General features: G+C 69.5%; 21 protein-coding genes. 16 read left to right on the forward strand and 5 right to left on the reverse strand.

Going from position 1 to position 22,665, the window contains the following annotated elements:
* Positions 1 to 6 precede the first annotated feature (6 nt).
* The 9 genes from ileS to N5095_RS00205 all read left to right on the forward strand — a co-directional run bounded on the left by ileS (position 7) and on the right by N5095_RS00205 (position 11,645).
* On the forward strand, positions 7 to 3,183 hold the full coding sequence (gene ileS, locus N5095_RS00165; RefSeq protein ID WP_267619789.1) for an isoleucine--tRNA ligase: 3,177 nt from the start codon (positions 7 to 9) through the stop codon (positions 3,181 to 3,183).
* A 111-nt stretch (positions 3,184 to 3,294) separates the two neighbouring features.
* The gene (locus N5095_RS00170) at positions 3,295 to 3,840 is read left to right on the forward strand and encodes a GNAT family N-acetyltransferase (protein WP_267619791.1); all 546 of its coding nucleotides are present in this window, start codon (positions 3,295 to 3,297) and stop codon (positions 3,838 to 3,840) included.
* Positions 3,841 to 3,876: 36 nt separating this feature from the next.
* Positions 3,877 to 5,283: an isochorismate synthase gene (locus N5095_RS00175; RefSeq protein WP_267619792.1), complete on the forward strand. Its 1,407-nt coding sequence runs from the start codon at positions 3,877 to 3,879 to the stop codon at positions 5,281 to 5,283.
* Between the two features lie 210 nt (positions 5,284 to 5,493).
* Complete coding sequence (locus N5095_RS00180) at positions 5,494 to 5,754, forward strand: hypothetical protein (protein ID WP_267619793.1); 261 nt, start codon at positions 5,494 to 5,496, stop codon at positions 5,752 to 5,754.
* 81 nt (positions 5,755 to 5,835) lie between these two features.
* Positions 5,836 to 7,605: a 2-succinyl-5-enolpyruvyl-6-hydroxy-3-cyclohexene-1-carboxylic-acid synthase gene (menD, locus tag N5095_RS00185; protein WP_267619795.1), complete on the forward strand. Its 1,770-nt coding sequence runs from the start codon at positions 5,836 to 5,838 to the stop codon at positions 7,603 to 7,605.
* Between the two features lie 45 nt (positions 7,606 to 7,650).
* Positions 7,651 to 7,992, forward strand: a complete 342-nt coding sequence (locus N5095_RS00190) for a hypothetical protein (protein ID WP_267619796.1) — start codon at positions 7,651 to 7,653, stop codon at positions 7,990 to 7,992.
* A 68-nt stretch (positions 7,993 to 8,060) separates the two neighbouring features.
* A complete protein-coding gene (locus tag N5095_RS00195) occupies positions 8,061 to 8,555 on the forward strand; it encodes a DUF8215 family protein (protein WP_267619798.1) in 495 nt (164 codons plus the stop codon).
* A gap of 62 nt (positions 8,556 to 8,617) precedes the next feature.
* A complete protein-coding gene (locus N5095_RS00200; RefSeq protein ID WP_267619799.1) occupies positions 8,618 to 9,526 on the forward strand; it encodes a 1,4-dihydroxy-2-naphthoyl-CoA synthase in 909 nt (302 codons plus the stop codon).
* 1,432 nt (positions 9,527 to 10,958) lie between these two features.
* On the forward strand, positions 10,959 to 11,645 hold the full coding sequence (locus N5095_RS00205) for a sulfite exporter TauE/SafE family protein (protein ID WP_267619800.1): 687 nt from the start codon (positions 10,959 to 10,961) through the stop codon (positions 11,643 to 11,645).
* A gap of 73 nt (positions 11,646 to 11,718) precedes the next feature.
* Here the strand turns inward: N5095_RS00205 and N5095_RS00210 are convergent, their stop codons facing one another.
* A complete protein-coding gene (locus tag N5095_RS00210) occupies positions 11,719 to 12,219 on the reverse strand; it encodes a Rieske (2Fe-2S) protein (RefSeq protein WP_267619801.1) in 501 nt (166 codons plus the stop codon).
* A gap of 67 nt (positions 12,220 to 12,286) precedes the next feature.
* On the reverse strand, positions 12,287 to 12,460 hold the full coding sequence (locus tag N5095_RS00215; RefSeq protein ID WP_267619802.1) for a hypothetical protein: 174 nt from the start codon (positions 12,458 to 12,460) through the stop codon (positions 12,287 to 12,289).
* 110 nt (positions 12,461 to 12,570) lie between these two features.
* On the opposite strand from N5095_RS00215, the gene N5095_RS00220 reads away from it, so the two are divergent.
* From N5095_RS00220 to N5095_RS00245, 6 genes are all read left to right on the forward strand, one after another.
* On the forward strand, positions 12,571 to 13,512 hold the full coding sequence (locus N5095_RS00220) for a 1,4-dihydroxy-2-naphthoate polyprenyltransferase (protein WP_267619803.1): 942 nt from the start codon (positions 12,571 to 12,573) through the stop codon (positions 13,510 to 13,512).
* Between the two features lie 81 nt (positions 13,513 to 13,593).
* On the forward strand, positions 13,594 to 14,760 hold the full coding sequence (locus tag N5095_RS00225) for a mandelate racemase/muconate lactonizing enzyme family protein (RefSeq protein ID WP_267619805.1): 1,167 nt from the start codon (positions 13,594 to 13,596) through the stop codon (positions 14,758 to 14,760).
* Positions 14,761 to 14,850: 90 nt separating this feature from the next.
* Entirely contained in the window at positions 14,851 to 16,428 is a 1,578-nt protein-coding gene (locus N5095_RS00230) for a long-chain-fatty-acid--CoA ligase (protein WP_267619806.1), read from the forward strand.
* An 83-nt stretch (positions 16,429 to 16,511) separates the two neighbouring features.
* On the forward strand, positions 16,512 to 17,327 hold the full coding sequence (locus N5095_RS00235; protein WP_267620265.1) for an enoyl-CoA hydratase/isomerase family protein: 816 nt from the start codon (positions 16,512 to 16,514) through the stop codon (positions 17,325 to 17,327).
* Positions 17,328 to 17,450: 123 nt separating this feature from the next.
* A complete protein-coding gene (locus tag N5095_RS00240; RefSeq protein ID WP_267619808.1) occupies positions 17,451 to 17,885 on the forward strand; it encodes a DUF5518 domain-containing protein in 435 nt (144 codons plus the stop codon).
* Positions 17,886 to 17,992: 107 nt separating this feature from the next.
* Positions 17,993 to 18,325, forward strand: a complete 333-nt coding sequence (locus N5095_RS00245; RefSeq protein ID WP_267619810.1) for a 2Fe-2S iron-sulfur cluster-binding protein — start codon at positions 17,993 to 17,995, stop codon at positions 18,323 to 18,325.
* Positions 18,326 to 18,330: 5 nt separating this feature from the next.
* Here N5095_RS00245 and N5095_RS00250 read toward each other — a convergent pair whose 3' ends face one another.
* Both N5095_RS00250 and N5095_RS00255 read right to left on the reverse strand, forming a co-directional pair.
* On the reverse strand, positions 18,331 to 19,122 hold the full coding sequence (locus N5095_RS00250; protein ID WP_267620267.1) for an AAC(3) family N-acetyltransferase: 792 nt from the start codon (positions 19,120 to 19,122) through the stop codon (positions 18,331 to 18,333).
* Between the two features lie 209 nt (positions 19,123 to 19,331).
* Positions 19,332 to 20,603: an MBL fold metallo-hydrolase gene (locus N5095_RS00255; RefSeq protein WP_303651513.1), complete on the reverse strand. Its 1,272-nt coding sequence runs from the start codon at positions 20,601 to 20,603 to the stop codon at positions 19,332 to 19,334.
* Positions 20,604 to 20,702: 99 nt separating this feature from the next.
* On the opposite strand from N5095_RS00255, the gene N5095_RS00260 reads away from it, so the two are divergent.
* A complete protein-coding gene (locus N5095_RS00260; RefSeq protein WP_267619811.1) occupies positions 20,703 to 21,356 on the forward strand; it encodes a rubrerythrin family protein in 654 nt (217 codons plus the stop codon).
* Positions 21,357 to 21,377: 21 nt separating this feature from the next.
* Here the strand turns inward: N5095_RS00260 and N5095_RS00265 are convergent, their stop codons facing one another.
* Positions 21,378 to 22,514 (reverse strand): methyltransferase, encoded by a 1,137-nt coding sequence (locus tag N5095_RS00265; RefSeq protein ID WP_267619812.1) that lies wholly within the window; start codon positions 22,512 to 22,514, stop codon positions 21,378 to 21,380.
* Positions 22,515 to 22,665: the final 151 nt, after the last annotated feature.

The following is a 22,665-nucleotide window of genomic DNA, read 5'->3' on the forward strand; positions in this document are numbered from 1 at the left end:
GAGCGTATGGAAGACATCAGCGACCAGTACGTCCCCGCCGACGTGGAGGAGTCAGCGGCGGACCACTGGGCGGAGACGGACGCCTACGAGGCGACGAAGGAGGCCCACGCCGACGACCCGGCCTTCTTCTTCGTCGACGGCCCGCCGTACACGTCGGGCCAGATGCACCTCGGGACGGCGTGGAACAAGACGCTGAAGGACACGCTCATCCGGTACAAGCGGATGACCGGCCACCGCGTCACCGACCGGCCCGGCTACGACATGCACGGCCTCCCCATCGAGGTCAAAGTCGAGGAGGAACTCGGCTTCGAGTCCAAGAAGGACATCGAAGAACTGGGCGTCGAGGCGTTCATCGAGGAGTGCAAGACGTTCGCCGAGCGCAACCGCGAGAAGATGGACGAGGACTTCCAGTCCATGGGCGTCTGGATGGACTGGGACGACCCCTACCGCACGGTCGACCCCTCCTACATGGAGGCGACGTGGTGGGCGTTCCAGCGGGTCCACGAGAACGGCCTCGTCGAACGCGGGAAGCGCGCCGTCAACCAGTGTCCCCGCTGTGAGACGGCGCTCGCCAACAACGAGGTGGAGTACCACGAAATCGAGTCGCCCTCCATCTACGTGAAGTTCCCCTTGAAGGGACGAGAGGGGAACCTCGTCGTCTGGACGACGACGCCGTGGACCCTGCCGGGGAACACGTTCGTCGCCGTCGGCGAGGACGTAACGTACCAGGGCGTCCGCGCCGAGACCGAGTCCGGCGACACGGAAGTCCTCTACCTCGCCGAGGAGTGCGTCGAGGAGGTCCTGAAGAAGGGTCGGTACGTCGACTACGAGGTCGTCGAGCAGCTCACCGGCGAGGACCTCGTCGGACTGGAGTACGAACACCCGCTCGCCGAGGAGGTCCCCGACCACGCCGCCTTCGACGGCGCGCTCCAGGTGTACACCGCCGACTACGTCGAGGTCGACCGGACCGGGTTGGTCCACTCCGCGCCCGGCCACGGGCAGGAGGACTTCGAACGGGGCCAGGAGCTGGGCCTCGAAATCTTCTCGCCCGTCGTCGGCAACGGCGACTATACCGAGCAGGCGGGAAAGTACGAGGGCCAGTTCGTCCGCGACGCCAACGACGACATCGTCGCGGACCTCGATTCGAAGGACCTGCTCCTCTCTGGCGAGACGACGCGCCACGACTACGGCCAGTGTTGGCGCTGTGATACGGACATCATCTACCTCGCCACCGACCAGTGGTTCATCACGGTCACCGACATCAAAGAGGAACTGCTCGCCAACATCGAGGAGAGCGAGTGGTTCCCGGGGTGGGCCCGCGACAACCGCTTCCGCAACTTCGTCGAGGACGCCCCCGACTGGAACGTCTCTCGACAGCGCTACTGGGGCATCCCCCTCCCCATCTGGGTGCCGGTCGACGCCGGCGAGGACCTCGAAGCCGAGGACTGTCTCGTCGTCGGCACCCGCGAGGAGCTGGCGGAGCGCGCCGACCAGGAGCTGAATCCGGAGGAGATGGACCTTCATCGTCCTGCTGTCGACGACGTGACCATCACCGAGGACGGGACGACCTACGAGCGCGTGCCGGACGTGTTCGACGTGTGGATAGACTCCTCGGTCGCCTCGTGGGGAACGCTCGGCTACCCCGCCGAGACCGAGGCGTTCGAGGAGCTGTGGCCCGCCGACCTCATCGTCGAGGCTCACGACCAGACCCGCGGCTGGTTCTGGTCCCAACTGGGGATGGGCACCGCCGCCGTCGGCGAGGTGCCGTACGAGCAGGTGCTGATGCACGGGTTCGCCAACGACAAGGACGGTCGGAAGATGTCCAAATCGGTGGGGAACATCGTCACCCCCGAGGAGGCCATCGACCGCGCCGGGCGCGACCCGCTCCGGGCGTACCTCCTCAGTCACGACCAGCAGGGCGCGAACCTCGCGTTCCAGTGGGACGGACTCGCGGACGTCGAGTCGACGCTCAACATCTTCTGGAACGTGTTCCGGTTCCCGCTCCCGTACATGCGACTCGACGGGTACGACCCGGCCGAGGCCGACCTCTCGGACGGCGAGCTGACCGTCGTCGACGAGTGGGTGCTCTCGCGCCTGCAGTCGGTGAAGTCCGAGGTCCGTGAGGCGTGGGAGGGGTACGAGGTCCACGAGGCGCTCAACACCGTCCTCGACTTCCTCACCGAGGACGTGTCGCGCTTCTACGTGAAGGCCATCCGCGAACGCATGTGGGAGGAGGAGGACTCCGCCGGAAAGCGCGGCGCGTACGCCACCCTCGCCACCGTCCTCGACGAGACGGTCCGCATGATGGCGCCGTTCACCCCGTACCTCGCCGAGCGCATGTACCAGCACCTCGACGGGGGCGAGACGACGGTCCACATGCTCGACTACCCCGAGGTCGACGCGGAGCTGCACGACCCCGACCTCGAGGCGCACATGGCCGTCCTCCGCAAGGTCGAGGAGGCGGCCGCCAACGCCCGCCAGCAGGGCGGGCGCAAACTGCGCTGGCCCGTCTCCCGCGTCGTCGTCGAGAGCGACGAGGCCGCCGTCCGCGAGGCCGTCGAGTCGCTCTCTGACCTCTTCGCCGAGCGCGTCAACACCCGCGAGGTCGTCGTCGTTTCCCGCTTCGACGAACTCGTCGAGCGCGCGGAGCCGAAGATGAGCGAAATCGGCCCCGCCTTCGGCGGCGACTCTCAGAAGGTGATGCAGGCAGTGGAGGGCGCCACCCGCGAGGAGGTCGAAGCCGGCGTCGACGCCGACGGCGAGCACTACGACCTCGACGACGGAATGGTCGAGTACCACGCCGAGCCTCCCGAGGGAATCAGCGGCGCGGACTTCGACAGCCCCGTCGGCGACGGGAGCGTCTACGTCGACACCACCCTCACCGACGACCTGGAGTCCGAGGGGTACGCCCGCGACGTGGTCCGGCGAATCCAGGAGATGCGAAAGACGCTGGACCTCGACGTGGAGGAACCTATCCACACCCGCCTCGACGTGAGCGACGAGCGCGTCGCTGGCTTCGTCGACGACCACCGGGAGTTCGTCGCCGACGAGACCCGGACCGCGGAGTGGGTCGACGGCGACGAGGCTGCCTTCGACCTCGTGGAGGAGTGGGACGTCGAGGGCGTCGACGTGACCATCGGCGTGAAGCGCGTCGAGGACCCCGACACGCCGGACGGCGAGTAGTCGGGAGGAGCGCCTTCCGAACCCGCGTCCGGTGCCGGCGCTTCGACTCACGCCGACCCGACGACCACCCCAAACTTTCTGTGAACTCGTGACACACCTCTCCGACGAGCCATGCGAATTCGCCCCGCTGCTCCCGACGACGCCCCCGGCATCGCCGAGGTCGCCCGCGAAGCGTGGCACGCCGCCTACGACGACCTGCTCGGCCCCGGCCTCGTCGACGACCGCGTGGACGGCTGGTACGACGTGGAGCGGTTGCGGGAGGGACTCGACGCCGCCGACCACTACGTCGTCGCCGAGGTGGACTCGGGCGGAGCGGGGACCGAAGTCGTCGGCTACGCCGCCGCCTCCACCGGGGTCGAAGGGCGACCCGACGACGAGGCGACGCTCGAGGCGATTTACGTCCGGCCGGACCACTGGGGCGAGGGCGTCGGGAGTCGCCTGCTCGAACGCGTCGCCGGGAGCGTCGCCGACACGGGCATCGAGCGGCTCTCGGCGGTCGTCTTCGCCGACAACGAGGTCGGACGGGCGTTCTACGACCGCCACGGGTTCGCCGTTCGAGGAGGAGCGGACCGAGTCCCTCGGCGGGGAGTCGGTCGACCCGGTCGACTCGGTGCTCGTCGTCGCCGACGTGGCGGGGCTCACGAACGATTCGTATAGTTAGATAGAAACGTGCGCGGTCCTCTGGTTTAAATAATGGAACCGCCCCAGAGCGAGGGCGCGACCCTCGGTGGCGCCCTGGTGAGTCGCGCCGTCCGGATACAGGCCCCGTCGATGCGGGCCGCCCTGGCGGCGCTCGACGGGCCGCGGACGGCGTGGACGGCGCCGGACGAACCGAGCGTGGTCGCCGGCGGCGCCGCCGCGACGCTGACCGGCGACGGTCCGGACCGGTTCACCGAGGTCCGGGCCGCCGCCGAGGAGCTGTTCGCGGCCGACGACGCCGACGTGGGCGCCGACGCCGCCCGACCGCGGCTGTTCGGCGGGTTCGCCTTCCACGGCGACCACCGCGCCGAGGGGACCTGGACGGGGTTCCCCGCGGCGGGGTTCGTCCTCCCGCAGGTGCAGTTGACGTTCGCCGGGGCGTCGGCGGCGCGAAACGGCGACACCTCGGCGTGGCTCACGGTCAACGCGGTCGGGTCGGAGGCGACCCCCGAGGCGGTCGAAGCCCGTCTCGAGCGCGAGCGCGAGCGCTTCGAGTCGTTGCCGGAGCCGAGCCCGGTGGCTGCGCCGCCGGGCGTGGTCTCCCGCGAGCGCACGACCGGCCTGGAGGAGTGGCGCGAGGGCGTGCGAGCCGCGATTCGGCGCATCCGCGCCGGCGAGCTCCGGAAGGTCGTCCTCGCACAGGCGCTGCGCTGTGACCTCGCGGCCGACCTCTCCGTGCCCGACACGCTCTCGCGGCTCGGCGAGCGCTACCCCGACTGCCACCGCTTTCTCGTCGAGCCGACCGGGCCGACGGCGGCGGGTGCGACCAACTGCGACAGTCCCGAGCGGCCCGCCTTCTTCGGGGCGACCCCGGAGATTCTCGTGAGTCGCCGCGGGCGGACGGTCCACACCGGCGCGCTGGCGGGAACGACCGGGCGCGGCGACACCCCGGCGGAGGACGAGTGGCTGGCCGAAGAGCTCCGGACGAGCGAGAAGGACATCCACGAGCACGAAATCGTCGCCGACGCCATCCGCGACCAACTCGCGCCGCTCGCCTCCTCGGTGTCGACCGGCGACCGCACCGTCAGGCGACTCGCCACCGTCCAGCACCTCTGGACGCCCATCTCGGCGGAGCTCGCGGACGACGAACACGTGCTGTCGCTCGTCGAGGCGCTCCACCCCACGCCGGCGGTCGGGGGACTTCCCCCGGAGAAGGCGCTCGCGACCATCCGCGACACCGAGCCGTTCGACCGCGGCTGGTACGCCTCGCCGGTCGGCTGGTTCGACGCCGCCGGCAACGGCTCCTTCGCGGTCGCGCTCCGCTCCGCGCTCGCGACCCGGCGGACGGCGACCCTGTTCGCCGGCGTCGGTGTCGTCGCCGACTCCGACCCCGACCGCGAGTGGGACGAGGTCCAACTCAAGTACCGGCCCATCCTGGACGAGTTGGAACGACCGCAGTAGGAGGCGACCCGGGACGGAGCGACGACCCGACGGGCGGCGGTCCGATGGGCGCCGACCCGATGAGCGACAGCGGAGGCGAAGGACGACCGGAGCGAGCGGTGGCCGGCAGGGAGAACGGCCGAGGGCAGGGGCACTCGCCGACGACCCTGAAGAGGGACTTCAGTCTCGAAGCCATCGGTTGATTGTGGTCCTCGAGTAGCTGTCGGACGCATGTCCGACGAGTCCAGCGCAGGCCACGAGGGCACCGTAGGTCACTCCCGGTTCGACGAAGACGAACGAGAGCGCATCCGGCGGTTCGCGACACTCTCCCGGAGCGACCGTCGCCCGGACCTCCTCCTGCCGAACACCGACGATGGAGAGCGTGCCGACGGCGCGAGCCCTGCCGACGATGTGAGCCGCGCCGAGGACGTGAGCCACGTCGGCGACGGCGGCCGCCTCGACGACGGAGGCCGACGCGGTCGCGGGTCGTGACCGGCGGAAGCCGACAGCCCGGTCGCGGGCGCGTTTCGCCGGGGTATTAGCCCCCCGCTCCGAAGGGGGAGGGGAGAACCAATGTCCGCGCCGAACCGGAACACGCTCTGGGGGCGAGCGCTCGTCGACGAACTCGTCGCGGCGGGCGTCTCCGCGGTCTGTATCACCCCCGGGAGCCGCTCGACGCCGCTGACGGTCGCGTTCGCCCGACACGACGACATCCACGTCTTCTCGCACCTCGACGAGCGCGCCTCGGCCTTCTTCGCGCTCGGCCGGGCGAAGCGCACCGGCGAGGTGACGCCGCTCGTCTGTACCTCCGGGACCGCCGCCGCCAACTTCCACCCGGCGGTTGTCGAGGCGAGTCAGTCCCGGACCCCTTTGCTCATGCTCACGGCCGACCGGCCGCCCGAACTGCGCGACTCGGGTGCGAACCAGACCGTCGACCAGGAGAAACTGTACGGCGACGCCGTCCGCTGGTACAAGGACTTACCCGAACCGGAGGCCGACGACCGGAAACTCCGCTCGCTCCGGACGACCGCCGCTCGTGCGGTCGCGGAGGCGGAGGGCACTCCGTCCGGTCCGGTCCACCTCAACGTCCCGTTCCGGAAACCGTTGGAGCCGACGCCGGTCGAAGGAGACGTACCCGCCGACCTCCCGCTCGACGCCCGTGAGGGCCGCGGCGACGGGACGGCGTGGGTCCGGACCACCCCCGGCGCGCCCGACCTCGACGACCGTTCGCTCCGCGAGGTGGCGGAGGCGCTCGACGCCGACCGCGGACTCGTCGTCGCCGGCCCCGCCGACCCGCCGGGGGTCGACCGGGAGGCCATCACTGCACTGGCGCACGCGACGGGGTTCCCCGTCGTTGCCGACCCGCTCTCGGGACTCCGCTACGGGGGCCACACCCGCGCCGTGACCGTGCTCGGTGGCTACGACGCCTACCTCACGTCCGAAGTGACCGACGACTGGCCCGACCCCGAGGTCGTCCTCCGACTGGGGGCGTCGCCGACCTCGAAACCGCTTCGGAAGTACCTCGCACGAACCGGCGCCCGTCAGCTACTCGTCGACCCCGCCGGAGCGTGGCGAGAGGCGGAGTTCACCGCTACCGACCTCGTGACGGCCGAACCGTCGCGACTCGCCGCCCACCTCTCGCGGGTCGTGGGTCGCGGCCGAGGGACGAGCGGCGCCGGCGACGACTGGCGCGAGCGCTGGACCGACGCCGAGGCGGCCCACTGGAACGCAGTCGACGACGCCCGCGAGGAGGGGGCAACGTTCGAGGGCCGAGTGCTCGCCGACGTGGTCGACCGAGCCCCCGACCCCGCGACGGTGTTCGTCTCGAACTCGATGCCCGTCCGCGACCTCGACCGGTTCGGTCGGCCCTCGGAGGCGAACCTGACGGTGCTCGGCAACCGCGGCGCCTCCGGCATCGACGGGGTCACCTCGACGGCGCTCGGCGCAGGCAGCGCGACGACCGACCCGCTGACGCTCGTGACGGGTGACATCGCGTACTACCACGACCTGACCGGCCTGCTGGCGGTCGGGCGTGCCGGCGTAGACGCCACGGTCGTCCTCGTCAACAACGACGGCGGCGGCATCTTCCACATGCTCCCCATCGAGGACCACGACCCGCCCTTCACCGCGCAGTTCAAGACGCCCCACGGGCTCGATTTCGAACCCACCGGCGACCTGTTCGGGCTCGACTTCGAGCGCGTCGACCTCGACGGCTTCGCCGACGCCTACGAGGAGCGTGTCGCGAGCGGGGGGACCGACGTGTTGGAGGTGAACGTCGACGCCGAGACCAGCCACGACACGCGCGACCGCCTGCAGGAGCGCGTCGTGGAGCAACTGGGTTGACCGGGAGCGGATGGTTTTTGGGGGACAGGTCGAAACGCCGGACCGATGCCCTCCACGACGCAGTCGAAGAACTGGAAGATAGCGACCGCGGTCGCGGTGCTGGCGGTACTGGCGTACGCCGTCGTCGTCGCGAGCCAACTGCTCCTGGGTGCCATTCTCGCCACGGCGGTGTACCTCGTCTCGTGGCTCGCGGCGTACGTCAAGGACAACGGCTACCCCCGGTCGCTCGGCCCGCGCCGAACGTGGCTCGTCGCCGTGCTCTCGACGCTCGTGTTTCTGTACGCCATCGTGATCGCCGGCCAGGTGCTCCTGGGACTGCTCGCCGTCGCCCTCATCGCGCTCGTGGCGTGGGTGACCAGCCCGACGGGGCCGCTGGCCAGTCGGTAGGACGACCGGCCCCCCGAGCCGACCCTCCCGCCGAACAGCCTTTGTGGTCCGCGTGGGAAGCACTCACTATGGCACCCTCCCGCGGCACCGACCGCGCCACCGAGGAGCGTCAACTCCGGTCACGGACGGAGGAGAAGGACGCCCTCGGGCAGTGGCTGGAGTCGCTGTTCGACGCGCTCGGCGAGGTCGCGCTCGTCTGCATCCCCGCGCTCCTGTTCGCGCTCATGGCCGGCGAGGCGGTGACGAAGTTCGTCGCCGCGGTCGTCCTCTCGGCGTTCGTCGGCGGCGTCGCCGCGGGTCGCCACGGCCGCCTCCGCGTCGGCCCGCCGTGGCCTCGGGTCACACCGTTGCTCGCGGTCCTGCGGCTCGTCTACTACAACGCCGTCTTCTTCGGGGCGGTCCTGCTCAGTATCGCCGTCGCGCCGGACCTCGGCCTCGGGGCCGAGTGGTCGCCGGTCGACGTGGGCGGCGCGTCGCTCGTCGCGATCGCCGTCGTCGCCGCCGCCGTCCTCGCGTTCCCGACGGTCGCTCGGGCGCTCAGGCAGGCCGTCACGACGCGCTGACGGCGCGAGCGGGTTGGCAGACGGCGCGGAAGCTTTTTGCGCGGTCCGGCCGCTCCTCCGGCATGGTTTCGGAACTCTTCGATTCTGACCGCTGGGAGACGGTCCGCGAGTTCGACGACGTCACCTACCATCGGGGGACGGACCTCCCGGTCGTCCGCATCGCCTTCGACCGCCCCGACGTGCGCAACGCCTTCCGACCCGGCACCGTAGACGAGTTGTACCAGGCGCTCGACCACGCCCGCAAGCAGGCCGACGTGGGCTGTGTGCTCCTGACGGGGAACGGCCCCTCCTCGAAGGACGGCGGGTGGGCGTTCTGTGCCGGCGGCGACCAGTCCGTCCGCGGCGGGTCCGGCTACGAGTACCGCGGCGACGACGCCGCCGGCGACGACGACGACCCCGCCGTCCGGGAGGCGAAGGCCGGTCGCCTGCACATCCTCGAAGTTCAGCGGCTGATTCGGATGATGCCCAAACCCGTCGTCGCCGTCGTCCCCGGCTGGGCCGTCGGCGGCGGCCACTCACTCCACGTCGTCTGCGACCTCACGCTCGCCAGCGAGGAGCACGCGAAGTTCCTCCAGACCGACCCCGACGTGGCCTCCTTCGACGGCGGGTTCGGCTCCGCTTACCTCGCCCGGCAGGTCGGCCAGAAGAAGGCCCGCGAGGTGTTCTTCCGCGGGAAGACCTACTCGGCCGAGGAGGCAGTCGACATGGGGATGGCGAACGAAGCGATTCCGCACGACGACCTCGAAGCGGTGGCCCTGGAGTGGGCCGACGAGATGACCTCGAAGTCGCCGATGGCGATGCGGATGCTGAAGTACGCCTTCAACGCCATCGACGACGGGATGGTCGGCCAGCAGGTGTTCGCCGGGGAGGCGACGCGGCTGGGCTACATGACCGAAGAGGCACAGGAAGGCCGGGACGCCTTCTTGGAGAAGCGCGACCCGGACTTCGACGAGTTCCCCTGGCACTACTAACCTCCACGTTTTTACGCCTCGGGTGGCCGCTTCGCGGCCACCGCTCGGCACAAAAACCTGGACGAAAAAGGCCGCTCGCTCGTCGCTCGCGGCGTGATTCGCTGGACAGTTCCACGACCGCATGACAGCATCAGCACCGGACGGATTCGGTTTGGCTTTCTTCCAGTGGTGGCCGGACTGACTCAGCTTCTAGAAGCAGGGCGCGTGTCCCGTTTAGTCCTGTTCCGATTCGAGCTGTTCGACTCGCTGCTTTAGCTCCTCTAATTCTGTCTCGTCGTCTCCTCCTGAGGTGCGATTGAGGAGAGTCATAGCACCGATAAAGAGCGGAACAGTCACCAGAGCGAAGAGAAGGAGGACGAACCAAACTTCAGGACCCATATTCCTGAGACAGGAACATTGGTAATTATCTCTATCGGTACTCCTCCTTTATTGACATCGGGACTTGCGGCACCTCTCTAGGAGCCGACTCACGTCGAACCGGGTCGGAACAAAGGTCGTTTCTTCCAGCGTCGTTCGGTGTGACTCAGCTCCTGGACTCAGAGCGTGTGTCTCGGCTTGGTTTCTGTTCAGAACGCGATTCTTGCAGAAAGTACTTATGAGCAAAGTATTAGGAGAGAATCATGCGCCGTCGTCGCCTCCTCGCTTCACTTGCCTCGGTGCCACTCTTGAGCGGCTGTAATTCCCGCTCTACCGATTCAAGTAGCACACTGAATGCCACGTCTTCATCAGAGCAAACCACCGTCAGAACTGCTACACCGACTCACACCGAAACGACCGTCTCGAATGCATCAGCCGCCCCAACGACTCCGCAGAGCCCATATGACCTCACTACCCCTGACGGGGAGATTCTTTGTGAAGGCGGGAGTTCGTGGGAAGACTACTCAATTGGAGAGGCAATAGATGGGAGAGTTGGAGGGTTCACGCTCTCGGTTTCGCCATCCTCGGTGGCAAGAGGAGAAGAACTCACTGCTGTCCTTGAGAACGTGTCCAATACAGGCCAAGAGACCGGCGGATATAGGAAGTTCGCGGTACAGGAACGAACCGAATTCGATTGGAATCACATCCTTACGATAACGAACCGGGGGTTCCCAAGTATCGCATTCGGACATCAACCGGGTAGCGGTTTCAGGTGGCAGTTCACAGTAAGCAGACGTGGGTTCTCGGTCGGCCCGTTCTCTGTCTGCCAACCGTTGGAACCTGGTCAATATCGCTTCGTGTATTGGGGACTGTCGGGTAAGAATGCGATAGCGGACCGATTCCAAATCGAATAGCAAGCGTGGTATCGTCTCGGTGTGAAAGGCAAGACTCGCGGCACGCCTCTAGGAGCTGAGTCATTCCATGTTCGGTCGAAAGAAAAGCGCTTTTTCTGCCCGTCCTCCGAGACCTTTGCGCGATTCGCGGGTTACTTCTCACACGACACCGACGCCGAACTATGACACTCGTCTCTGCGCTCGCCGCGGGCGCGGTCGTCGGGGTGCGCCACGCGCTCGAACCCGACCACCTCGCGGCGGTCGCCACCCTCGTACGTGACGACGACCGAAACCCGGCCCGCATCGGGGCCTCGTGGGGCGTCGGACACTCGGTGCCCGTCGTCGCCCTCGGCCTGCTGTTCGTCGCACTCGGGGTCCGGCTTCCCGAGTCGGTGACGACGCTGTTCGAGGCCGTCGTCGGCGTCGTCCTCGTCTACCTCGGCGCCCGGATGCTGTGGTCGCTCCGCGGTGATGGCACCCGGGTCGGGGTCGAGGCCCACGACCACGGCGACGACGGCGTCCACAGCCACCTGCATCTCGGCCCGCTCTCCCTGCCCCTGGGACGGCGGAGTCGCCACGGTCATCTCGATAGCGACTCCGCGCTCGTCGGCGCCCTCCACGGGTTCGCCGGGAGCGGCGCGCTGGTCGTCCTGCTGGTCTCCTCGGCGCCGACCGTCGGCGCGGCGGCGTCGTTCCTCGCCGCGTTCGCACTGTTGTCGGTGGCGACGATGGCGGCCGTCTCGGCGCTCTGGGGCCGGACGCTCGGCACGCGAGTCGCGACCCTGCTGGAGGCGGCCGCAGGCGTCGTCGGCGTTCTCGTCGGGCTACTCCTGTTGGTCGAACAGGCCGGAATCACGGTGCCGTTCTAGCCCACGACCACTAGACCGGCGACGACGCGCCGGCACCGACGACCGCCGGACTGACGACGCGCCGACCGCCCGCTCAGAATCCGATGTGCGAGGTCGAACTCGGACCGTCGTCATCGTCGTCGATGCCCCCTGCGCCGACGAGTCGGTAGTCGTCGTCGGTAAGGTAGACGACGCCGTCCTCGATTTCCAGGTCGAGCGGGACCAGGTTCGTTCCCTTCGCCTCGCCGTTGTCGCAGTACCCCGAACAGGAGTCGAACATCGAGCCGTGCTTCGGGCAGATGACCTGCCCGTCGCGCATCGCCGCTCCCTGCCCGCGGTCGAGGCGCTGGTCCTCGTGCGGACAGCGGTTGATCCACGCCTCGACGGCGAGCGGCTCGCTGGAATCGTCGTCCCCGTCGGCGTCGTCGGCCTCGACGGAGTCGAGGACCGCACCTTCGGGCGGGGCCGCCTCGGGGTCGGCACAGCGTACGAGGATGGCCTCGTCGTGTTCGCCGTGCATATCGCGGACCGTGAAGAGGAACGAACCGAGTTCGGGGACGTCCGTCGCATCGGTGAGTTCGAAGCCGCCGAGCATTGCCGGGATGTCGCCTCCGGAGGCCGATAGCTGTGTCGGCGAGAGCCACCCGTGGCGCTGCGACCGGTCAATCCTCACCGTCGGCTCCGTTTCTGACCCGCTCCATCACCTGCACGAGCAGGTCGCGCTCGAACATGTCCGCGGGCAACGACGCGAACCAGTCCGCCTCCTCGATGTCCTCGTCCGGTTCGCCGAGGTCCTCACCGATTTCGGTCGTCTCGGAGGCGGCGCCGAACAGCACGACCCGGAACGAGAGGCGGTCGCCGCCGTGGGTGATAGCGTGTTCGGCGACGGCGTGCGGGCGGCGCGAGAACCGACCTTTTACGCCGACTCCGCCCCGAGCCCCGGGTAATGAGCACGCAGAACGTCTCGCGGACGAAGGCGTGGCTGATGGCCGCCCGGCCACAGACCCTGCCGGCGGCGGCCGCCCCGGTCGCCGTCGGAATCGGTCTCGCCCTCGCCGACGGCGTCTTCGCCGCGCTCCCGGCGCTGGCGGCGTTCGTCGGCGCCGCCCTCATCCAGGTGGGGACGAACTTCGCAAACGACTACTACGACGCGAAACAGGGCGCCGACACCGAGAACCGCGAGGGGTTCACTCGCGTCACGGCCTCGGGCCTCATCGACGCCGCCGAGGTCAAGCGCGCGATGTACCTCACCTTCGCGGCCGCGATTCTCGTCGGCACCTACCTCGTCTCCGTCGGCGGCGTCCCCATCCTCGTCGTCGGGTTGCTCTCGGTCGCCTCCGGCATCGCCTACACCGGCGGCCCGTACCCGCTGGGCTACCACGGCCTCGGCGACCTGTTCGTCTTCGTCTTCTTCGGCGTCGTCGCCGTCACCGGCACCTACTACGTCCAGGCCGCCTCGGTCGTCGCTGACACGTTCCCCGTCGGAATCCCGCCGGGGACGCTCCCGCTCCTCGCCGTCCTCGCGAGCCTCCCCGTCGCCGCCATCTCGACGAACATCCTCGTCGTCAACAACGTCCGGGACAAGGAAGAGGACGCGACGACCGGCAAGCGCACCCTCGCCGTGCGCTTCGGCTACGGCGTCGCCCGCGCGGAGTTCGTCGGCCTGCTCGTTCTCGCCTACGCCGTCCCGGTGGCTCTTCTCGTCTTCGACCGCTTCGAGTTCGGTCTCCCCGTCCTTCTCCCGCTCCTGACGCTTCCCTACGCCGCACTCGTCACCAAGACGATGCTCACCGAAACCAAGGGCACCGCACTCAACCCCGCGCTGGAACAGACCGGCAAGCTCCTCGCCGGGTTCTCACTGCTCTTCGCGGTCGGGCTGGCGATTTGATAGCGGTTATCGTAGCCGGACAAAGATTCTCGCCCGACGTCGGGCGAGAATTCTATGAAGGCCTACGATAATCCCTATGAAATGCGCATCGGCGCACACTTGGTCGACCGCGAAGTCCGACTGCGTGAGTTCTCCCTCCCGCTCCGGTCACCGCTCGGCACCGCGAAGGGGGAGATGACCGAGCGTCGCGGACTGTTAGTCGAGCTACGCGGCGAGCTCGAAACGGGCGACGAAGTACGAGGGGTCGGCGAGGCGACGCCGCTCCCACCGTGGACGGAAGGGTACGAGGAGTGCTTGGCGACGTGGGTCACACTTCGGGACGCCGCAAACGGCACCGTTTCGGATGGGGACGAGAACGAGGTCGATATCGACGGTGTGCCGCCGGCCGCCCGTCACGCGATGAACCTCGTCGGCGCCGACGCCTCGGCTCGGTACGCCAAACGTCCGCTCGCGGCGTGGCTCGCCGACCGCACGGGGGACTCCGGCGGCTCCGATGCCGCCGCCGAAGTCCCCGTCAACGCCACCGTCGGCGACGGGTCGGTCGAGTCCACGGTCGAGGAGGCCGAATCCGCCGTCGTAGACGGGTTCGACTGCCTCAAACTGAAGGCCGGCGCCCGCGACCTCGATGCGGACCTCGACCGCTGTCGGGCCGTGCGCGAGGCCGTCGGCGACGACGTGGCTCTCCGGGCCGACGCCAACGGCGCGTGGAGTCGCGACGAGGCCGAGCGCGCGGTCGACGCCCTCGCGGCCCTGGACTTCGAGTACGTCGAACAGCCGCTCCCGGCTGACGACCACGAGGGGCTCGCTGCGCTCCGCGGTCGCGGCGTCGGAATCGCGCTCGACGAGTCGGTGAACGGGCCGAATACGTGGCCCGACCCCGTCCGGGAGTTCGCCGACGTGGTCGTCCTCAAACCGATGGCGCAGGGTGGCCCGACACGCACCGTCTCCGTCGCCCGTCGCCTCCGGGCGCAGGGCGTCACACCGGTCGTCACCACGACGGTCGACGCCGTCGTCGCCCGGACCGCCGCGGTCCACGCCGCGGCCGCGATTCCGAACGTGCCGGCCTGCGGGCTGGCGACCGGCGACCTGCTCGCCGAAGACCTCGCGGCCGACCCGGTCCCCGTCGAGGACGGTCGGGTTCGGGTGCCCGAGGGGCCGGGGCTGGCGGGCGACGCCTTCGACAGGTTGGTCGGCGACGACTCCGCCGGCGGTGGCTCGGCCGGTGGTGGTTCGGTCGGCAACGACTGACCCCGACCCGGAACGACGCTCCGAAGGTCGGCGCCGCGTGGCGATTCGAGCGAACCTTTTAGGTGGCGTCGTCCATTGTCAGGGACGACCATGGGAAACCTCGTCACCAACGTCGCGGACGCGGCCACGGAACATCCCGACCAGACCGCCCTCGGATTCCAGGGCGACGAGTGGAGCTACCGTGACTTCTGGGGCCAGACGGGCGCCTTCGCGTCCGGACTCGCAGAGCGCGGGTTCGACGCCGGCGACCGGGTCGCCGTCTACCTCCCGAACCTCCCGCAGTTCGTCGTCGCCTTCCACGGCACCCTGCGAGCCGGCGGGGTCGTCGTCCCGATGAACCCCCAGTACAAGTCCCGGGAGATAGAACACCTGCTCTCCGACAGCGGGGCAGAGGTCGTCGTCGCGCTCGCCGACCTCGTGCCGTTCGTCGAGGAGGTACGCGACGAGACTGACGTGGAGCACGTCGTTACGGTCGGCGGCGAGGCGGACGCCGGGACGCCGTTCTCCGAGTTCGTCGGCGACCCCGAGTTCGAGACGGTCGAGCGCGCGGACGACGACCTCGCCTGTCTCCCCTACACGTCGGGGACGACCGGCCAACCGAAGGGCGTGATGCTCACCCACGAGAACCTCGGCTCGAACGCCGAGCAGTCCGCGAGCATCGTCCCCGACGGCATCAGGCCGGGTGACAAACAGCTCGGTGTGTTGCCACTGTTCCACATCTACGGCATGACCGTCGTGATGAACGCGACGCTCTTCGGCGGCGGCGCGTACTACCCGCTCCCCTCGTGGGACGCGGAACAGGCGATGGGACTGGTCGAGGAGGAGGAACTCACGCTGATGCACGGCGTCCCGGCGATGTACAACGACGTCATCAACCAGGAGCGCGCCGAGGAGTTCGACCTCTCCTCGCTCCGGATGTGTGGCGTCGGCGGCGCCGGCATTCCCGTCGAGGTGCTCCGGCGCTTCGAGGAGCTGTACGACGTGCAGGTGTTCGAGGGGTACGGCCTCACCGAGACCAGCCCGGTGACGCACTTCAACAGCCCCACCGAGGGTCGCCGCGTCGGCTCCATCGGGAAGGTGCTCCCCGGCATCGACGCGCGAATCGTCGACGACGACTTCGAGACGGTGCCGCCGGTCGAGCGCGGTCCCGTCGACGAGGACGCGGTCGACCTGGACGACATCACGGGCGAGCTCGTCGTCACCGGCCCGAACGTGATGAAGGGGTACTACAACCTTCCCGAGGCCGACGAAGGGGCGTTCAGCGAACACGAGGGGAAGCGGTGGTTCCACACCGGCGACCTCGGCTACCACGACGAGGACGGCTTCTTTTACGTCGTCGACCGCGAGAAGCACATGATTCTCACCGCGGGCTACAACGTCTACCCGCGGGAAGTCGAGGAGCTGCTCTTCGAACACGACGCGGTCGCCGACGCCGCCGTCGTCGGGATTCCGGACGAGCGACGCGGCGAGACGGTGAAAGCCTTTGTCGTCCCCGTTCCCGGCTCCGACGTGACTGCCGAGGAAATCAAACAGTACTGCCTGGACAACCTCGCGGAGTACAAACACCCCCGCGAGGTGGAGTTCGTCGAGGAGCTCCCCCGGACGACGACCGGGAAGGTCCAGAAGTTCGAGCTCGTCGAGCGCGACCAGGGCCAGAGCGGGCAGTGAACGGACGCGAGGACGACACCGACGGCGGTGGCAGCACCGACAGTGACGGCGCCGGCAGCGCCGACGGTGACGGCTCCGGGTCCATCGGACTCGACACCGACGCGGTCTCGCTCGTCGTGGACGACCGCGGCGTCGCGACCGTGACGCTCCGCAACGAGGGGATGCGAAACGCCATCACCGGCGACGTGGCCGCGGGGCTCGTCGAGGCGTTCGACGCCCTCGGCCCCGTCGGCGACGACGACATCGAGGCGCGCTGTGTCGTCCTCCGCGGCGAGGGAGGGTTCAGCGCCGGCGGCGACGTGAACGCGATGATGGAGCTCCAGTCCGGCGGCTGGACCCTCGACGAGGCGGTCGAGCACGTCATCGAGGTACTCGGCCGGGCCGTCCGTCGGGTCCACGAGTGCCCGCTCCCGACCGTCGCGGCGGTCGAGGGGTCGGCCGTCGGCGCCGGCGCCGCCCTGGCCATCGCCTGCGACCTGCAGGTCGCGAGCGAGGAGGCGCGGGTCGGCTTCGGCTTCCGCCGCGTCGGCCTCGCGGTCGACTCCGGTACCTCCTACCTCCTGCCGCGACTCGTCGGCGACAACGTCGCGAAGGAACTCGTGTTCACGGGCGAACTGCTCGACGCCGAGCGCGCGGTCGACCTCGGCGTGCTCAATCACGCGTACCCCGCCGACGAGTTCGAGACGCGCCTCGACGACCTCGTCGACCGTATCGCCGCGGGGCCGACCGTCGCGCTCCGTGCCTCGAAGCGTCTGCTGGAGCAGGGCCACGACACCTCACTCGCGGACGCCATCGCGAACGAGGCGGGTGCGCAGGCGGCCGTCTTCGAGACCGAGGACCACGCCGAGGGCGTGGAGTCGTTCTTCGAACGGCGCGACCCGGAGTTCGTCGGACAGTAGGCGCCAGGTCGGCGTCTGCACCCGGGCCCGCACGCACCGCCCCGTCCCGCTCCACCCCGCCGAGCGGCGTGCTCGCTCGGCTCATCGCTCGTGTTTATCGTTCCGGCCGGCGTATCTACCGGCATGAGTACACACTCCTCCAGCGACGGCCGACTCACGAACGCCCTCATCGGCGCGGTCGTGACGGTGGTCCTCTCGTTCGTCCCGTTCTCGCCGGTGCTCGGCGGCGCGGTCGCCGGCTACCTCCAGAAGCGCGACGGCGCCCGCGTCGGCGCGGTCTCGGGCGCGATGGCCGCCGTCCCCGCGCTGTTCGTCACGGTGCTGGGTCTGCTGCTGTTCGCCGGGTTGGCGGTCGTCCCCGGTGACGACCTCCTGGGAGCCCAGATCGGCTTCGTCCTCCTCGCCCTGCTCGTCGCCGGCGTCGTCTTGGCGTACGTCGTCGGTCTGAGCGCCGTCGGCGGCATCGTCGGCGTCGCGCTCGCGGAGCGCTCCGAGCGGCGGCGGGACAGCGCTCGCGGCGGCGACGACCCGTGGGCCGACGAGCGGCTCGTCGAGTAACATCGAGTAGCGTCGTCGCGCGGTACTGTCACCCGCGCGAATTCCGTCTCCGACCCCGGACGGGACAGGGATAAAGAGTTTTGCCGGGGTCACGTGTTGAACGGGACATGACCGAGTACACCGTCGAGTTCGTCGGGCGCGAGGAGTCCATCACGGTCTCCGACAAGGAGACCATCCTGAAGCGCTGTATCGAGGAGGGAATCGCTCAGGAGTTCTCCTGCCGCGTCGGGATGTGTCTCGCGTGCTCGGCCGAAATCGTCGAGGGGGAGGTCGTCCAGCCGGCCGCCCGCGGGTTCACCGAGGAGGAGCGCGAGAACTACGCCCTCACCTGCATGGCCCGCCCGGCCTCGGACCTCAAACTCGACCGCGGGAAGTACCCGCCGAGCATCGAGAACGACGGAGCAGTCGGTGACGCGGACGCCGCGGCTGCCGACGACTGAGTTCGTTACTCCCTGTTCTCGGACATCCACTCGACCCCGAAGTCGACGAGCGCGCGCTGGTCGACCAGTTTCGCGGTCGCCGCGCCGACCGCTCCCTCGACGAGGCCGACCTCGGCCTCGAACGCCTCGCCGATGTCGGGGAAATCGTCGGAGTCGATTCGGAGGTCCTCCCACTCCACCCACTGGCGCTCACCGTCGACGAGCATCGGTGCGCCTTTCGTCCGGAACTCCTTCTCGAACGCCGCACGGTACTCGGCGAGGTGGAGCGACGTGTTCGTCGCGTGGTCGGTGCCGAGCATGAGCACCGTCGCCTCCCGGTCGTACAGCCGACCGAGCGGCGAGTCCTCGGCGAGGCCGCCCTCCAGCGGGTGGTCCTCGACGACCGCCGACGCGTCCGGTCCCCGTGCCGCGAACGAGAAGGCCGGATGTCGGGACCGCATCGTCTCCGGATAGTCGCGGAAACACTCGGGAATCGCTCCCATCCCGTACGTCGGTGTGATTTCCGGGCGGTACGGCGACATCGTCTCCGTCACGGTGTCGAGCCACCCGTCCGGCAGCGGCGGGTTCTCCCAGACGCTCGGGTCGGAACACTGGGTGGAGTGCGTCGGCGTCACGAGCGTTCCGGCGTCGCCGACCGCCGCGAGCAGTGCGTCCACGACGGCCGGCGCGCCGCCGCTGACCCAGCCCAGCGAGGACAGCGAGGAGTGAACGAGGAGGCGGTCGCCGCGTTCGACGCCGAGGTCGCGGAGGTCTGCCGTCATCGACTCGGTCGTCACCGGTTCGTCGACCATCTCCATGGCGCGTCGCTGTCCGTCCCGCCCGGTGTCCGTCGACCCCTCGTCAGCCTCGGGCGTCGACCCCTCGTCGGCGTCGACCGTCGAATCCTCGCTCATACACTTCTCTCGCGAGCGCCCCGTTTCAGTCTCCCGCCGGTGTGAGTGTCGGTCACGGTCCCGTCGGTGGGAAAGGTCGGTCACGGGCGGCCCGCCGAACCCGTGATGGACGCTCAGTCCGAGGACGCCGGCGACACCGCACAGTTGTTCGGCCCGAGCTCCAGCTCGAACGCCTCCGCGTCGTCGACGGTCGCCGACCCGAGGTTCGTCTCGACAATGCGCTCGTAGTTGGCGGGGCGGGGTGGGAGGTCGTCGACGACGTGTTCGACGAAGGCGTCCTCGTCGAGGGAGAGGGCGCGGAGGCGCTCGCGGAGGGCACCGAGTCGCGCGGTGTAACTCCCGTCGTCGGCGGGAGGGGTCGTCTCGCCGTAGTGACCCGGGGCGACCCGGGTGTCGTCCGACTGTGCGAGCACGGTCTCGTGGAGCGTCTGGTAGAGCGTGTGTGCGAGGTCGGCGGCGCCGTCGTCGCCGCGCTCTAAATCCGGCCGCGCGACGCTCTCGACGAACAGCGTGTCCCCGGTGAACAGCAGGTCGGCGAGCCGGAACGAGGTCATCTCGGTCGTGTGGCCGGGTGTCGCGAGCGCGGTCAGCGTCGCGTCGCCGACCCGGACTTCGTCGCCGTCGGCGACCGGTCGAACCGGAACGTCGTCGGCGTAGTCCAGCCCCCGGTCCAGCGCGCCTCCGGGGACGACGACCTCGGCGTCACGGAGCGCTGCGACCGCCCGCGTCCCGCTCAGGTGGTCGGCGTGGACGTGGGTGTCGACCGCGACGACCAAGTCGGCGTCTCGCGCCGCCGCGTCGGCGACGTACCGGTCGGCGAACGCGCGAAGCGGGTCGATGACGGCCGCCGCCCCCTCACTCACGACGAGGTAGGCGAGACAGCCACTGGAGGGGCGTCGGTACTGGAGGACGGTCGCCTCCGCGCCGACGTCGAGTTCGACCGCGTCGTAGTGCTCGGCCCACGCGTCCATCCCGCCGTCGAGATTGTAGGCGTCGTACCCCGCCTCCCGGAGAAGACCGGCGACGTGGGCGCTCGCCTCCCCGCGACCGCAGACGGCGAGCACCGGTCGGTCGTCGTCGGGGTCGAGGCCGGCGTCGCCCGCGAGGTCGGCGACGGTTCCCTTTGCCCCCGCCGCGACGAACTTCACGTGCGGGACCTGTGTCGCCTCGACGGCGGGTCCCGAGACGTGCCACTCCTCGAACTCGTCGCGGTCCCGCACGTCGAGCACGCGGAGCGGGTCGCGACCCCGGAGTCGTTCGTCCAACTGTGCGGGGGAGATGGAGGGGACCGAGTCGAGGTCGGTGTCGGCATCGGTGTCAGTGCCAGCGTCGGTGTCGATACCGTCACCGTCGACACGGTCGCCGTCGGAGGGGTCGGCTGTCATGCGCATCGATAGGGTGTCCAGTACGATAGCCGTTGGGCGGGGCAGTGGCTCCTCCACGCCGGCGGCAACGTTGAAACGCCGCGCGGCCGTGTCGGGGGTATGGACGCCACCGAGTTCCGGGAGGCCGTCGAGGCGGAGAAGCGGACTCAACTGGACCGCCTCGGCTCGAACAAACTCCTCGTCGCGCTCACCGACGCCGAACTCGACGCGGAGACGGTGTTGCGGGCGGCCGCCAACAGCGAGTTCGCGGCGACGAACACGTTCGAGGCGTGGGCCGACGACGAGGCCGACGACGACGCCCGCGAGGCGTTCGCCGCCGTCGCCGACCAGGAGCGCGACCACTACGAGCGCGTGCTGGACTCGCTCTCGGCGCTCGACGGGTTCGACGCCGACGCGTTCGAGCCGGCGGACGGCGGCCCGATGCACATGTACCTCCGCGGGCAGGAGGACACGCTCGGTCGAGTCGGCGGCGGTCTCGTCGGCCGGGGGCTGGTGAGCATCAGGACGCACACGCAGATAATCGGCTTCTTCGTCAACGAACCGGACGAGCGCCGCGCGGACCTCTTTCGCGACCTCAAGACCGAGACCGGCGAGGAAGTCGACCGCGGCCTCGACCTGCTCGACTCACGCTGTGAGACCGACGCCGACTGGGAGCGCGCCCGCGGCGCCGCGGAGTACACGATTCAGGTCGCGTACGACGACTACGAGGACGCGCTGACGGGGCTGGGCATCGACCCGCGACCCATCTGCTGAGGCGTATCCAACGGTGCGAGTTCAGGGAATCGCCCGGAGCACGACGTGGTCCTCGCCCTCGCGAACCCTCTCGACGCGCCGGAACCGGGAGAGGTGCACTCCGAGGTCCAGGTCGCGGTGGTGCACGAGGAACAGTCGCCCCTCCGGCGCGAGTAGGCCCCGAACGTCGCCGAGCAGTTCCGAGAGGACCCCGGCGCCGGCGTGTGTCGGCGGGTTGCAGAGGACCGTGTCGAACGTCCGGCCCGCGACCCCTTCGACGCAGTCGGCGGTGACGACGGTGCCGTCGACGCCGGAGGCGCGGAGGCTGCGCTCGGCACACCGCGTCGCCACCCGACTGTCGTCGCTGAGCCAGAGTTCGCAGTCGGCGACGCGGCCGGCGTAGGCACCGAGCGCCCCGTACCCACAGCAGAGGTCGAGCACGCGGTCCCCGTCGTCGACCCGAGCGGCCGACGCGAGGAGGCGGGTACCCTCGTCCAGCGCCGACGCCGAGAACGTCCCCGGCGCCGCGACGAACGAGAGGTCGACGCCGTCGACCGTCGGGGTGAGGGTGCGCTGTGTGACGAACGACGGAGTGTCGGTCCCCAACGAGGACTCGGTGTGGGTCGCCTCCGACAGTCGGAACCGCCCGTCCTCGGCGACCTCCCGGACGCTCGCGCCGGTCGTCCGGAGGGCGCTCTCGTAGCGACCGAGCCCCTCCTCCTCGGCCGAGGCGAGGTAGAGGCGGCCGTCGGGCCGCAGTGCCGAGAGGGCGTCGACGGCGCGTTGCTTCCCGACGGCGACCGGCGTGAACGGTTTCGGGGCGTACGCGACGGTGTCGAATCGCCCGTCGAGCGTTTCGAGGTCGGCGACGACCGACACCGAGGCGTCGGCGTCGTTCTCGTTCGCGTTCCGGTCACAGAGCGTCGCGGCTCGCGCGCTCGACTCGGTCGCGTGAACGCTCTCGGCGGCGGTCGCGAGGACGGTGCCGACGACGCCGTAGTTCGCCTCCACGACGAGCAGGTCGCCGAGGTCCGTCCCCCAGAGGTGTTCCAGCAGGAGGAGTTCGGGTCGCCGGAACGACTCCTTCGAGACGACCCCGTCGGCGGTGTGGAACCGGTAGGTCGCCGGCCCGGCCGAGACGCGCGATTCGAGCGCGAGGCTGTAGGGCGTGCGGTTCACTCGACCACCCCCGGACCCGTGAGTCGATCGTCTCCGGCGTGGGGACGACGCCCGGGAGGTGCGGCGGGCCGGCGTGTGGTGTTGCGCGTTTCGCGTCGCTGTTCGGCTGTCGCGGTCGGGTTCGGTGGCTGCTGCATCGAGTGGGTTCGGT

This window comes from Halobium salinum, from assembly GCF_026586625.1.
Classification (GTDB): domain Archaea; phylum Halobacteriota; class Halobacteria; order Halobacteriales; family Haloferacaceae; genus Halobium; species Halobium salinum.